The organism is Flavobacterium faecale (assembly GCF_003076455.1).
Lineage (GTDB): Bacteria > Bacteroidota > Bacteroidia > Flavobacteriales > Flavobacteriaceae > Flavobacterium > Flavobacterium faecale.
In genome coordinates this window covers 1,998,887-2,012,885 of record NZ_CP020918.1, presented here as the reverse complement: position 1 = coordinate 2,012,885, position 13,999 = coordinate 1,998,887, and the positions used below count along the sequence as shown (strand labels likewise).

Below are 13,999 nucleotides of genomic sequence, written 5' to 3'. Positions count from 1 at the left end.
GTAATGAATTAGGAAATCGAATGAGTGTAATTGCAGCAATAATTGATACTCTTGAAAATAAAGTTGGAAAACTGATTCTAAAAATACAAAATTTAGAAAAAAATACTCAAGATTTACATATCGAATTGACAAAATCTGCACAAATCATACAAGCTCAAAACCTTGAGATTGAAGCGTTAAAAGCGCAATATGAAACACTTAAGATGGCTAGCGCATTGCTCGGCAGCGACGAAAACAAAAGAGATACAAAGCTTAAAATAAATTCATTAATTCGTGAAATTGATTATTGCATAGCGCAGCTTGCAGACTAATTATAAATATGGACGAAAAGCTTAAAATAAAAATATCAATTGCAGACCGTGTGTACCCACTAACGGTAGATTTTGCTCAGGAAGAAGGACTTAGAAGTGCTTCAAAGAAGATTGATACGATGATTAAGCAATTTGAAGAAAATTATGCTGTTCGTGATAAGCAAGATGTTTTGGCCATGTGTGCCTTACAATTTGCCTCACAAGTAGAACAAAAACAGATAGATAACACTATCAACGGAGACGAAACAATGGATAGATTGAATAAAATCAATGCATTGCTAGACGAATATCTCGATTAAAAGACGTTCTTTACATAAACTAAGATACTGCCTACATTAGTTCACAATTGGTAAACTCAACACTAACAAATTAGAATGAGCAAGTCATCGCTACTAGAGTACGTCCCGATTCGTCAGGAAAACTTGAACAGTGAGTTAGCTCAAAACTTGTCATATTCGAGTTTATTCAAGCAATTAATGTAGGCTTTTTTATATATAAATTTTAAACAAACATGGACATAGTAACAATCGTCATCTCAGGGATTATAGGTATTGCAATAGGTTTTAGCATTGCCAAATTAATAGAAAAAAGTAATATTTCAAACCTTATCAAAAACGCTAAAAAAGAAGCGGCTTCGATATTGAAAGACGCCAATTTGGAGGCTGAAAACATAAAAAAGGATAAAATTCTACAAGCAAAAGAGAAATTTATCGAATTAAAATCAGAACACGAACAAGTAATTTTGTCTAGAGACAAAAAAGTAGCCGAAGTAGAGAAAAGAATTAGAGACAAAGAATCTCAAATTTCGAATGAATTATCGAAAGCTAAAAAGGTTAATGATGATTTTGAAAGTAAAACAACTGAATTATCTTCGAAAATTGAAATATTAGAAAAGAAACAAACTGAAGTTGAAAAACTACACAAAAGCCAATTACAACAATTAGAGGTAATCTCTGGATTGTCTGCAGAAGAAGCTAAAAACCAATTGGTTGAAGGATTAAAATCTGAAGCCAAATCAAAAGCTATGTCTCATATTCAAGATACTATTGAAGAGGCTAAATTAACTGCTCAGCAAGAAGCTAAAAAAATTATCATCAACACGATCCAAAGAGTTGGTACAGAAGAAGCAGTAGAAAACTGTGTATCTGTATTTAACATTGAGTCTGATGATGTAAAAGGTAGAATCATTGGTCGTGAAGGTCGTAACATTCGTGCACTTGAGGCGGCTACAGGAGTAGAAATCATTGTTGATGATACACCAGAAGCAATCATCCTTTCTTGTTTTGACCCAGTACGTAGAGAAATTGCTCGTTTGGCTTTGCACAAATTAGTAACAGACGGACGTATTCATCCAGCTCGTATTGAAGAAGTAGTTGCTAAAACAACGAAACAAATTGATGACGAAATTATTGAAGTAGGAAAACGTACGGTTATCGACTTAGGTATTCACGGTTTACACCCAGAATTAATCAAAGTAGTGGGTAGAATGAAATACCGTTCTTCTTATGGTCAAAACTTATTGCAACACTCTCGTGAAGTATCTAAACTTTGCGGAATCATGGCTGCCGAATTAGGATTGAATGTGAAACTTGCTAAAAGAGCTGGTTTACTTCACGATATTGGTAAAGTGCCAGACGCAGAAAGTGATTTACCTCACGCACTATTGGGTATGCAATGGGCTGAGAAATATGGTGAAAAAGAAGAGGTTTGCAACGCAATTGGAGCTCACCACGACGAAATAGAAATGAAGTCTTTACTTTCTCCAATCATCCAAGTATGTGATGCTATATCAGGTGCGAGACCAGGTGCGAGAAGACAAGTATTAGACTCATACATTCAACGTTTGAAAGATCTTGAAGAAGTAGCTTACGGATTTCATGGAGTTAAAAATGCCTACGCTATTCAAGCCGGTAGAGAACTTCGTGTTATTGTAGAAAGTGAAAAAGTATCAGATGATAATGCATCAACTTTATCTTTTGAAATATCACAAAAAATTCAAACTGAAATGACTTATCCAGGTCAAGTTAAAGTAACAGTAATTAGAGAAACTAGAGCGGTAAATATCGCTAAATAACAGTTTACAGTTTACAGTTTACAGTTTACAGTTTACAGTTTACAGTTTACAGTTTACAGTTTACAGTTTACAGTTTACAGTTTACAGTTTACAGTTTACAGTTTACAGTTTACAGTTTACAGTTTACAGTTTACAGTTTACAGTTTACAGTTTACAGTTGCGGCATGATTTACTACGTAAATCATGCCGCAACTTTTTTTTTGTATCTACAAAAAAAAACAGTATCCTATTATCTGTAAATACAGAACTGAAACTATAATTAAAATACTGAGATTGAATACTGAGACTAATTACTAAGACCAATTACTAAGACTGGAAACCGAGACTGAAAACTGTACACTGAGACTGTACACTGCGACTGTACACTGAGACTGAAAACCGAGACTGAATACTGCCACTGAATACTGCCACTAAAAACTAAAAACCGAGACTAAAAATTACTTCCTAGGATGATACGTATTCATTACCTCTGCTAAGAATTTTCGATCTAAATGCAAATACACTTCTGTGGTTGTGATGGACTCATGGCCTAGCATTAACTGAATCGAACGGAGATCAGCACCATTTTCTAGTAAATGTGTTGCAAAAGAATGTCTGAAGGTGTGTGGACTAATTTTTTTGTTCAAGCCAATCGTTACTGCTAGATTTTTTATGATGGTAAAGATCATCGCTCTAGTCAGCTGTGCTCCTCTCCTGTTAAGGAATAAAGTATCTTCAAATCCTTTTTTAATGGTACTATGTGATCGAATGGTTTCCCTGTACAACTGAATGTATTTTTTTGACACCTCTCCAACAGGAACAAAGCGCTGTTTATTTCCTTTCCCGGTGACTTTAATAAAGCCTTCATCAAAAAACAAATCAGATATTTTGAGTGCAACCAATTCGGATACTCGCAACCCACAACCATACAATACCTCTAGCATTGCGCGATTGCGCTCTCCTTCATTCGTACTTAAATCCACTGCAGCAATCAAAGCATCAATTTCTAGCAATGATAAAGTATCAGGCAACTTTCTGCCTGTTTTCGGACTTTCAATGAGCTCCAAAGGATTGTCTGTGCGGTAATCTTCAAAAATCAAGTAACTAAAAAAGCTTTTTAAACCTGAAATAATTCTAGCTTGCGAACGCGCATTTACCTGAGAAGATACATGGTACACAAATTCTTGCAAGGTAGTGTCTGTAATCTTTACTGGAGATACGACTATATTATTTTCTTCCAAAAACAAACACAAGCGCTCAATATCAAAAGAATAATTTGCGATGGTGTTTTTTGACAAGCCTCGCTCAATTTTGAGATAAGATTGATAATTTTTGATATAGGAAGTCCAGTTCATACTACAAATAAACGATTTTTTAAGACATAAAAAAACCTCTCCAATGGAGAGGTTTACAAGTATCAGGAAGTATAGTATTAGAAAATATATCCAACTCCAAAACTACCTGTTGCAAATGGATTTGCAATATTTCCGTTTAAATCAAAACCGAAGTTTGAAACACTTTTTGCTCCAGGAGCATCAACTTTAGCAGTGCTGTAGCTTAAGATATTTCTTAAAGCAAAATTCAAAACTACACGCTTAGTCACAAAATAGTTGATCCCTAAACCAAGACCAGCAGAAACACCGTTTGCTTTTAATTCTGCAGCTCCAATACCATCTTTTGAATGTCCATAAGCTACATTAGCATCAGCATACGTTTTGAATCTTTGTCCTAGATCTAAGAAGTAGTAACGACCAAAAACACCTGCTGACAAATTTGTACTTTTTGAAGTATCAACTCCAGCTGTTTCTGTTTTATTCGTTCCTACACCTATTTGTGCACCAACAGCAAATTTGTCTGTTAGAAAATAACCAACTTTTGGTGTAAAGTTAAAAGAATTAGTTTTCACATCCGTATTATTGTTAGTAGACGAATTGAAACCTAAATTCCCTTCAACAAGTACATTTCCTTCTGAGAAACCATACTCTTTAGCACTTGAATCTTGTGCGTTTGCGAATGAAATTGCCAGTAATGCAATGGCTGATAAAATTACTTTTTTCATGATTATTATTTTTTTTTAAAGCAAAATTATAACTATTTACTCAAGAAAATACCCTCCTAGATAAAATTAAACACTTATTTAACTTTAGGAAAAATACTTCGTAAATATAAAAAGCTATAACTCAATATTTTCCCCAAACACTAAGAATTTCCGTTAACAATTTTATAACAAAAAGAAATTAAAAAGTAATTCCTAATCTACAAGGAGAACTGAATTTGATTTCTAAACGGTTTCATTTACTTCTCATTTTAAAAGGTTCATCCGCCAAACTAATAAACACAATACTCTTACTCTCGATAATAAAACCTGGTATCTGACTTATTTTCAATAACTTAAAAATATTATATTACTTCTATTTTTGACAGGTACGAAATCTATCCTTTCTTTATAAAATAAAAATCCCAGATCAATTACTGACCTGAGATTTTAGATGTACAGCATGATCTGTACTTGATAAATATGGATTTAAATAATCGATTGTAACGAAATTTCAGTTACTTTATTTTTAATGCTTAAGGACTATTTAAATATGTTTTAATTAATAGGATTAGTTTAATCTAAAATTTTCCAATCACTAAAACACGATTTTACTTAACCGTCACAAACATATCAACACGTCTGGCATGTTGCTCTGATGAACTTTTATCTTCCCCTTTGAAAGAGGTTAAAATTCTAGAACTATCAATTCTATTGTTTACAAATGCCGTTTTCACCGCATCTGCTCTACGCATAGATAACTGTTTGTTGTAACTAGCATTTCCAGTTGAACTTGCCCAACCTTCTAGAACGATATTGGCCTCTGGATATTCAATTAAAATTTGAGTCAAATCCTGTATATATCTGTAATATTCATCTGCTAAAACATCTGAATTATTTGCAAAATATACCTGTTGTCTCATAAACGTATTCTCCTTTTTTGCTACGGTAGCCTGAGGAGCTTTCTTCTCAGAGTTTTTAATTCTAGCTTGCAAATCGTCCATTTGTTTTTTGACATTTGCCAACTGGTTTCTCATAGCGTTCAAACTGTCTTTTGCTACTGTATTCCCGCTTACACTTGCAGTCATCTTTTTAGCATTTCTAAGTGAATCTATCTTAGCACTCAACTGCTGAATTTGCAAATTGTTACTTGGCGTAACTGTTTTACTTACCACTGGACTTTGCGTGTACACAGGTCTGCTGCTTGATTCACTTGGCAAAATTATAGTAGAACTATTTCTGCCCGAATTTGGCAAAGAACTACCAATATTACTTAGGTTATCGATTCTTTGATTTAAATAATTCAATTCCCTAAGTAGCTGTTCATTTGAGATCGACGAAGGAGCATTTGAGTAACTAGTGTATGGATTAGCTTGCTGATATTGAAGTCTTAAATTTGCTAAATCTTGCTTTACATTTCTACTATCTCGCTCTTGTAATTGTGATCTTCTAGCCTCAGCAACTTTACTCAAAAAAGAGTTCAGTTCTGTTTTGGTCATAACGATGGTACTTTTTTCAGTAGTCTCTTCGCTTTGCGCGAAAAGACTAGCTGAAAATAAAATGCAGATGCATGGTACCACTTTCTTCATTTTTATTACTATGCTTGAGTTCATCATATTATTAAAAATTTAGTTTATACCCAATAGATATTTGGTGAATTGTGATAAAGTTGTGTGCAGTATAATCTGCATATAATTTACCTCCAAGCACATTAAAAGTTGTTCCCAAAACTACGTTAGGGCTAAAAGTACTTTTTCCTACTGCATCATTGTATCCTAATCCTACACCTACATAAGGCTCACCAATTGCTCCTTTGTTTACTGCAAATGGTATTGCAACATTGGCATTGATTCCAAATCCTGTGTCTTTTCCAGGAGCAATATATAAGTCTGGCATGAATCTGAAGTTTGAATTAGTGAAATTATAGTTTCCTCTAATACCTACAATCATTGATACATCGTCTGCAATAACCGCACCAGTGAACAATGACATTCCTTCGTTTACCACCAATCCAGTTACTACACCTTGTTTAGTGTTGTTTACTGGTACTGTTGCAGTACCTTGATCATTTGTTTGAACAGTAGCAGGTGATTGTTGAATCGTTTGTGGCAACATTGATGATTGTTGACCAGAAGTTATTACAACTGTTTTATCTTGACCTTGGTTTTGTACACTTCCAAGATTGTTGATTTTATCTGAGTTACTATCGATTTTTTGATTTAACTCATTCAATTTATCGATAATTTTTTGAGAAGCATCATCTTGTACCGCAGGAGACAAATTCTCTCTGTATGTACCCGTGTTGATTTCTAACAATAATTTCTCTAAACGATCCATACGTTGATCTGTACTTTGAGTCTTACGAGAATCTTCATCAACACCTTGAATTACTTTGTCAATCATGCTCTCCAATTCTTTCGGAGTCATTTCAACTCTAGATTCTTTTGGTTTTCTATCTTCGTCAGAACTAGATCTAGATTCTTTCTTTTTATTTTGATTGAAATCATCTCTACTATCTTTACGTTGCTCCACTTCGATAGATCTTTCAAGCTCTTTTTTCTCTTCAATAATTTCTACCGCTTTTTTACTATCGTTTTCTTTGTATGCTTTAGCCAAGTCATCTTCAAGATCTTTGATTCTATCTTCGTAAACTTTAGTATTAGCTTTTACCTTTTGATCAATTTCGTTTCTTAAAATTTCATCTGTATCATCTGCTCTTTTTCCAATTTGGAAACGAAGTCCTGCGGTATACATTACGTGTTGTCTCAACTCATCTGGAGAAACTGTATTTTGCAAATCATCGTTGTCACGATTAGATGTATACATGAAACTCGCATCCCCAAATAATTCTACATTTCTTCCAACAGGAATCGTCAATCCAGCTCCACCTTTTGCAAAGTAACCAGATGATGCAGCTGTTAAGCCGTCTTTACCCACATAACTGTTTTGGTTAACATTCAAATATCCACCACCCAAAGTAATGTAAGGCACAAGCCCACGAGAAACATTTAGTTTAGCTATAAAATCTCCACCGTACATTGCCAAATCATCAAAATCAAATGATAATTGTTCGTCTTTGGTTGCTCTGTAGTAGTATCCTCTAATACCAACATATTGGTTCAAATCAAATCCTACTTTACCTCCTAATAAATAAGTATCTCTTAAATTGGTATCGTTATCAAAATTAACGTAAGCTCCACCCGGTTCGAAAATTAATTTAAATCCTCCCAGTCCTCCTGAGTATTTATTACGGTACGCTCTGTCCAACGGACTTAACTCTTCAGGAGCGCGTCCACCTAAGTACAACTGCAGACCCGCAAGAGCAGACCAGTTTGACATTCTAGAATTATTATCACTACCTAACAGTCCATTAAATTCGTTTTGATTAGGCCCATCTTGATATAATATTGAGTTCGGATTTAAATTGAAAACAGTGTTTTTTGCTTCTAAGTTCAAAAACAATCTGGTTCCTAGTTTAATTTGAGTTCCTAAACCTACATTAAGGTAAGTTTGCTCTGTTTTAAATTTTGTTTGTGGTGCGTTTTGAGCATTATTATCAACTGTCAATTTTTGTACACCTGCACCCAAAGTGAAGTAGGGTACAAAAGTTCCACGAGTTGGAATATTTGCTTTGAATTCTCCTCCAAAACGTTCTACATCAACTGAGCGAGAGTTAAAGTTGTTGATAAAATCATCACTAAAGACATTAAAATTACTAACAGTGTTTTTCAAATCAGTAGATTTTTCATAAACACCTCTTAGCTCAATGGACTCTCCAAAACCAAAACCTAATCTTGCTCCATACATAGCACCATCTTCAATAGCAGTGTTTTTGTCAAACCAATTGTAACTAGCCGTTGGCTGTAATGTAACTGTCACATCTTTCATCTGGGCAGTTGCGTTGACTCCAAGGTAAGCCAGCGCACAAATAGTAAAAATCTTTTTCATGTTGTTCATTTTTAATTGTTAGTAAATGGTAAGGCTTTATTTTTTTAGATAATAAAACCAAACTTTAAAACGGATTCCGATACCTCTGATTTAACGGTATTATTCGTGCTAATATTTATATAATGATTTACAAATATTTGCTCTACAAAAATAGAAATGAGGTCAATATGGAATGTTACACAATTTTCAAGAATATTTACAAAAGTTTACGATTGGTTATTTAAACCTATTATTCTTACTATAAAGATATTTTTAAAATAGTGTAATACACTTTATATATACACGACCTAGTACCTCAACATTGGTATTTTGAAACATATTTAGAAAATGATACAACATATCAAGCATTAAACAGTTATACATTGCAACACATAATCTTCAAATTAAAAAACATGAAAAAGACAATTTTATTCGCTGCAATTTTACTAGGAATGACTACAATTTCACAAGCGCAATCGATACGCTTTGGTGTTAAAGGGGGAATCAATTATGCCAATCAAAATGGAACCGCAATTACTTTAAATTCTGAAAATTATAATTCGACAGATGCAATCACAAGTTACCATGCTGGATTGGTAGCAGAAATTAAATTATTTGAAAACTTTGCTATCCAACCAGAGTTATTATATTCAACACAAGGTGCAACCTATAAAAATGCTACTCAAGAATTCAAAAACGAACTGGGTTACGTATCCATACCTGTAGTTGCCAAAATATTCTTGAACAAAAGCTTATCTTTAGAGGCAGGACCTCAGGCCTCATTCTTACTAAGTGAAAGAAATAAATTTGATTACAAAAAATCAGAAACCTTCGAATTTGCTGGTGTTGTTGGTCTAGGCTTACAAGTTACCAACAATTTGTTTTTACAAGCGAGATATGGTGTCGGACTAACTGAAGCTAGCAAAGACGCTCAAACTAAAAATTCAACTTTTCAAATTTCTGCCGGAATCCTTTTCTAAAACCTGCAAACAAAATATTCAAAACCGTTCTGTAATTGGAACGGTTTTTTTATTTTTACAAAAACATTACACATGAAAATTTGCATCATCAACGGACCTAATTTAAACCTATTAGGAAAACGTGAACCAGAAGTTTATGGAAGTCTAACTTTTGAAGACTATTTTACGGATCTAAAAACCAAATATCCAACTATAGAATTCGCCTACTACCAAAGTAATATTGAAGGGGAACTGATTGACAAAATTCAAGAATACGGATTTTCATACGATGGTATAATCCTGAATGCCGGAGCATACACACACACCTCTATCGGAATTGGTGATGCCATCAAAGCAATCACTACACCGGTAATTGAAGTACATATATCTAATACCTTTTCTAGAGAAAGCTTCAGACATCAGTCTTACATCTCCGGAAATGCCAAAGGTGTAGTCCTTGGTTTTGGATTAAAAAGTTATGATTTAGCTGTACAGTCCTTTTTGTAAACACAATAAAATAAACACAAAACGAGTTCGGAAACATTTTCAAGCTCGTTTTTTTTGTGCCTAATCCTGCTGTCCGTTTTAGCCCTCTCTCAAAAGGTTTTTTTTACTAGGTCAGTACAGGAGCTTCCTTTGGTCGCTCTGTACTTCCCGTAAAAAATAACCTTTCTTCGTTCGGGGCTACCACTCCCATCAGGGGCAAAACCGTATTTCGAGAATATTTTTTTATAATAAACTTAAAATTGTGTATAAAACACGCTGTTTTTTCGATAAAAAGCTATCTTAGAATTTCAATATAAATCAACGTTGCTGCACCACTTAGGTAAAAGAAATAATGACAATTAGACCATGAGAAAACTATTTTTATCCGCACTTAGCATTTTTCTGTTCTCTCAGTGCGCTACTGTCAAAAATCATAATAAACACCTTCAAACGGATATCACTGTAAGCAAAATGCAATCTGACATTGATTTTACTTATAAAAAATTGCAGCAATTACATCCTGATTTATATTTCTATATCAATAAAAAATCTTTAGATAACAAATTTGATAGTTTAAAAAAATCGGTGAAATCCCCTTTGAAACCGCTTGATTTTTATAAAAAACTAAGTCCTATTGTAGCCTCTATCAAGCAAGGACATACCCTTGTATATGCACCAATGGTGGCCTATTCAAAAAAAGAAAATAAAGAATTCATAAAAAAAGGAGTAGGTCCGTTTTCTCAATTTGACTTTACTGCCATTGATAACAAGATATATGTCCTCCAAAATAAATCAAAAAACAAAGCCATACCCAAAGGCGCAGAAGTTGTGAGTATAAATGGTGAAAATCCTGCCGCATTGATTAAAGCCTACAACACTTTTTATAGCTCAGACGGGAACAACACGACTTTCAAACATAATGTGGTGGCAAGGCGATTGTCTACTTATTTTACGATCGAAAACGGAATTCAAGATAGTTTGCGCTATCAATTTAAATTTAAAGATAGTCTACACAACATCACAATCCATAGGTTAAAGCCACCTAAACCAGTAAAAGATAGTGCAAAAATTAGTGCCGTTAGCAAAATCAAAAAACTGACCGATACCGAAAAAAAAGAGCTCAAACGCAAGAAGAGAAATAATGGGTACAATAAGGAAAGTCAAAACTACAATCGAAATCTAGACTTCATAACAAAAGATAGCAGTGTCGCTCTGCTGAAAATTAGAGGTTTTTCAAACGGAAATTACAAACGGTTTTACAAACATACCTTTGAAACACTACAAAAACGGGAAACCAAAAATTTAATTATCGATTTAAGAAACAATGGCGGAGGACGACTTGCAGAAGTGGCTCACCTTTATGCTTATTTGGCCGATTCCAGTTTCGTTTTTCTTCAAAAATCAGAAGTGGTTTCAAAAGCAAGCTTATTCAAAGGAGCCTATTGGAATGGTGGTTCGCTACCGCTAAAAATAATGAAAGCTGCGTTTGCACCCCTTGCATATTCCTACCTTCTGCTCACGGTACATAAAGATAGTAACAACTTAAATTATTACGCCACTGAAACCTATACCCACAAACTAAACAAAAACGCTTTCAAAGGAAAAATTTATGTACTAATCAATGGAGGAAGTTTTTCGGCATCAAGTGTTTTGTCTGCTAATTTGAAGGGATCAAAACGAGCATTCTTTGTTGGTGAAGAAACCGGTGGTGGTTACAACGGCACTGTCGCAGGTTTTATGCCTGTGTACAAGCTGCCTCACTCGGATTTGAAATTCAGAATTGGAATTATGGATATCAAACCCTTTTACCAAACACCTATAAACGGTCACGGCATCTATCCCGACCAAGCCATAAAACCGACTCTTGATGATGTGATTCAAAGTAAAGATCCGGAATTGGAATGGATTTTAAATGACATCGGTACTGATAAATAGGTATAGTTAATCCGGTTCAATATGAATCAAGATATTTCCTAGTTTCGGAATGTCAAGTTTCAATCGATCTTTTAACTGGTGTGCTAAATCATGTCCTTCTCTAACGGTTATTTCAGAATCCACACGTGCATGTAGATCAACATGATACACCATTCCCGCTTTTCGGATATGACATTTTTCGGTTCCCAAGATGCCCGTAACTTGAGTAGAGATCTCTCTAATTTCTAGGACTAAGTCGTCATAAAAATGCTCATCCATTATTTCGCCCAAAGCCGGTCTAAAAATTAGATAACTATTGTATAATATAAAAACAGAGGCAAAAAGTGCCGCCCAATCATCAGCTGCTTCGTATCCTTTTCCTAAAACTAACGCAATTGTAATTCCTAAAAAGGCCGCTACAGAAGTTATCGCATCACTGCGATGGTGCCAAGCATCTGCTTTTAATGACGAACTATTGGTTTGAATCGCTTTTTTCATCACTACCCGAAATGAATATTCTTTCCAGATAATAATCACCGCTAAAACGATTAATGTCCATGGTTTTGGCAATGCATGTGGTGTATTGATATTACGAAGACTCTCATACGCAATTAAAAATGCAGAGGCAATCAAAAAACCTACGACCAAAAAAGTCACTAGAGGTTCTGCCCTACCGTGCCCGTACGGATGATTTTCATCAGCTGGTCTGCTGGCATACTTTATACCAAACAAAACCAAAAAAGAGGCAAATATATCTGTGGTAGATTCAATTGCATCGGCAATCAAGGCGTAAGAATTACCAAATATACCTGCTACTCCTTTGAGAATGGCCAAAATGGTATTCCCAATGATACTGAAGTAAGTGGCTTGTATGGCTTGTGATTGATTTGACATTTTTGATCAAAAAAAAATCGTTTAAATAACCTTCATGAATTTCAAAAAGATTATTTAAACGATAATATAGTGGTTATAAATTTTTATTCTTCTCTGATAATATTTGCTCCAATAGCTCTTAACCTCGAATCGATATTTTCATATCCACGGTCAATTTGTTCAATATTTTGAATTGTACTAGTTCCTTTTGCAGAAAGCGCAGCGATCAATAAGGAGATACCTGCTCTAATATCTGGTGAAGACATCGTAGTAGCTTTTAGAGTCGATTTAAAATCGTGTCCCATTACTACTGCTCTATGCGGATCACACAACATAATTTTGGCACCCATATCAATCAATTTATCCACGAAGAACAAACGGCTTTCAAACATCTTTTGGTGAATCAATACATCTCCTTTTGCTTGCGTTGCTACTACCAATATAATACTCAACAAATCAGGAGTAAATCCAGGCCATGGCGCATCTGCAATAGTAAGGATAGAACCGTCGATATCTGTTTTTACTTCGTACCCATCTTCGTGAGCAGGAATATAAATATCATCACCTCTACGTTCTAATGTAATTCCTAATTTTCTGAAAGTATTCGGAATCAATCCTAGGTTATCCCAACTTACATTTTTGATGGTTATTTCGCTTCTTGTCATGGCAGCAAGTCCAATCCAAGAACCAATTTCGATCATATCAGGTAAAATTCTGTGCGTACATCCGCTCAAGCTTTTCACTCCTTCGATCGTTAATAAATTTGATCCAACTCCAGTAATGTTAGCTCCCATTGAGTTCAACATCTTACACAATTGTTGCAAGTAAGGCTCGCAAGCTGCATTGTATACAGTAGTTTTTCCTTTAGCAAGAACAGCAGCCATTACAATATTTGCAGTACCTGTTACCGACGCTTCATCAAGTAACATATCAGTACCAACCAATCCTTCAGTAGCTTCTACACCATAAAAGTGATCTTCTCTGTTGTAACGAAACTTAGCACCCAAATTGATAAAACCTTCAAAGTGTGTATCTAGTCTACGTCTACCAATTTTGTCTCCTCCTGGTTTTGGGATGTACCCTTTTCCAAAACGTGCCAAAAGCGGACCTACAATCATGATCGAACCTCTCAAAGCTCCACCTTCTTTTTTGAAAGCTTCTGTCTCCAAGTAGTCAACATTTACCTCATCAGCCTGAAAATCATAAGATCCCGGGCCATTTTTTTGAATTTTCACACCCAAATTACCAAGAAGCTTGATCAATTTATTGATATCAATAATATCAGGAATGTTGTTTATCGTTACTTTTTCTGGAGTTAATAATACGGCACACAGTATTTGTAATGCTTCATTTTTTGCTCCTTGTGGCGTAATGTCACCTTTAAGACGAATGCCTCCTTCAATTTTGAATACTCCCATTGTGGTATGAGTTAAATTTATTG

At 34.7% G+C, this 13,999-nt stretch carries 12 protein-coding genes; 6 read left to right on the top strand and 6 right to left on the bottom strand.

Features of this window, described 5'->3' with window-relative positions; all coding sequences use genetic code 11:
• Positions 1-20: 20 nt before the first annotated feature.
• From FFWV33_RS08860 to rny, 3 genes are all read left to right on the top strand, one after another.
• Positions 21-311 (top strand): hypothetical protein, encoded by a 291-nt coding sequence (locus FFWV33_RS08860; RefSeq protein ID WP_108740573.1) that lies wholly within the window; start codon positions 21-23, stop codon positions 309-311.
• 8 nt (positions 312-319) lie between these two features.
• Positions 320-610, top strand: a complete 291-nt coding sequence (locus tag FFWV33_RS08855; protein ID WP_108740572.1) for a cell division protein ZapA — start codon at positions 320-322, stop codon at positions 608-610.
• Positions 611-822: 212 nt separating this feature from the next.
• Positions 823-2,385: a ribonuclease Y gene (gene rny, locus FFWV33_RS08850; RefSeq protein WP_108740571.1), complete on the top strand. Its 1,563-nt coding sequence runs from the start codon at positions 823-825 to the stop codon at positions 2,383-2,385.
• A gap of 437 nt (positions 2,386-2,822) precedes the next feature.
• On the opposite strand, the gene xerD is transcribed toward rny, so the two are convergent.
• From xerD to FFWV33_RS08830, 4 genes are all read right to left on the bottom strand, one after another.
• Positions 2,823-3,719, bottom strand: coding sequence for a site-specific tyrosine recombinase XerD (xerD, locus tag FFWV33_RS08845; protein WP_108740570.1), 897 nt, complete (start codon positions 3,717-3,719; stop codon positions 2,823-2,825).
• Between the two features lie 77 nt (positions 3,720-3,796).
• On the bottom strand, positions 3,797-4,423 hold the full coding sequence (locus FFWV33_RS08840) for an OmpW family outer membrane protein (RefSeq protein WP_108740569.1): 627 nt from the start codon (positions 4,421-4,423) through the stop codon (positions 3,797-3,799).
• A gap of 587 nt (positions 4,424-5,010) precedes the next feature.
• Positions 5,011-5,988, bottom strand: a complete 978-nt coding sequence (locus FFWV33_RS08835; RefSeq protein WP_159085993.1) for an OmpA family protein — start codon at positions 5,986-5,988, stop codon at positions 5,011-5,013.
• Positions 5,989-6,019: 31 nt separating this feature from the next.
• Positions 6,020-8,347 (bottom strand): outer membrane beta-barrel protein, encoded by a 2,328-nt coding sequence (locus FFWV33_RS08830; RefSeq protein WP_159085992.1) that lies wholly within the window; start codon positions 8,345-8,347, stop codon positions 6,020-6,022.
• 392 nt (positions 8,348-8,739) lie between these two features.
• Between FFWV33_RS08830 and FFWV33_RS08825 the strand changes: the two genes are divergently transcribed.
• From FFWV33_RS08825 to FFWV33_RS08815, 3 genes are all read left to right on the top strand, one after another.
• Positions 8,740-9,306 (top strand): porin family protein, encoded by a 567-nt coding sequence (locus FFWV33_RS08825; RefSeq protein WP_108740566.1) that lies wholly within the window; start codon positions 8,740-8,742, stop codon positions 9,304-9,306.
• A gap of 72 nt (positions 9,307-9,378) precedes the next feature.
• Positions 9,379-9,792, top strand: coding sequence for a type II 3-dehydroquinate dehydratase (aroQ, locus tag FFWV33_RS08820; protein WP_108740565.1), 414 nt, complete (start codon positions 9,379-9,381; stop codon positions 9,790-9,792).
• Positions 9,793-10,137: 345 nt separating this feature from the next.
• Entirely contained in the window at positions 10,138-11,706 is a 1,569-nt protein-coding gene (locus FFWV33_RS08815) for a S41 family peptidase (RefSeq protein ID WP_108740564.1), read from the top strand.
• Positions 11,707-11,712: 6 nt separating this feature from the next.
• On the opposite strand, the gene FFWV33_RS08810 is transcribed toward FFWV33_RS08815, so the two are convergent.
• On the bottom strand, positions 11,713-12,579 hold the full coding sequence (locus tag FFWV33_RS08810; protein ID WP_108740563.1) for a cation diffusion facilitator family transporter: 867 nt from the start codon (positions 12,577-12,579) through the stop codon (positions 11,713-11,715).
• Positions 12,580-12,662: 83 nt separating this feature from the next.
• Positions 12,663-13,976, bottom strand: a complete 1,314-nt coding sequence (murA, locus tag FFWV33_RS08805) for a UDP-N-acetylglucosamine 1-carboxyvinyltransferase (RefSeq protein ID WP_108740562.1) — start codon at positions 13,974-13,976, stop codon at positions 12,663-12,665.
• Between the last annotated feature and the right edge of the window lie 23 nt (positions 13,977-13,999).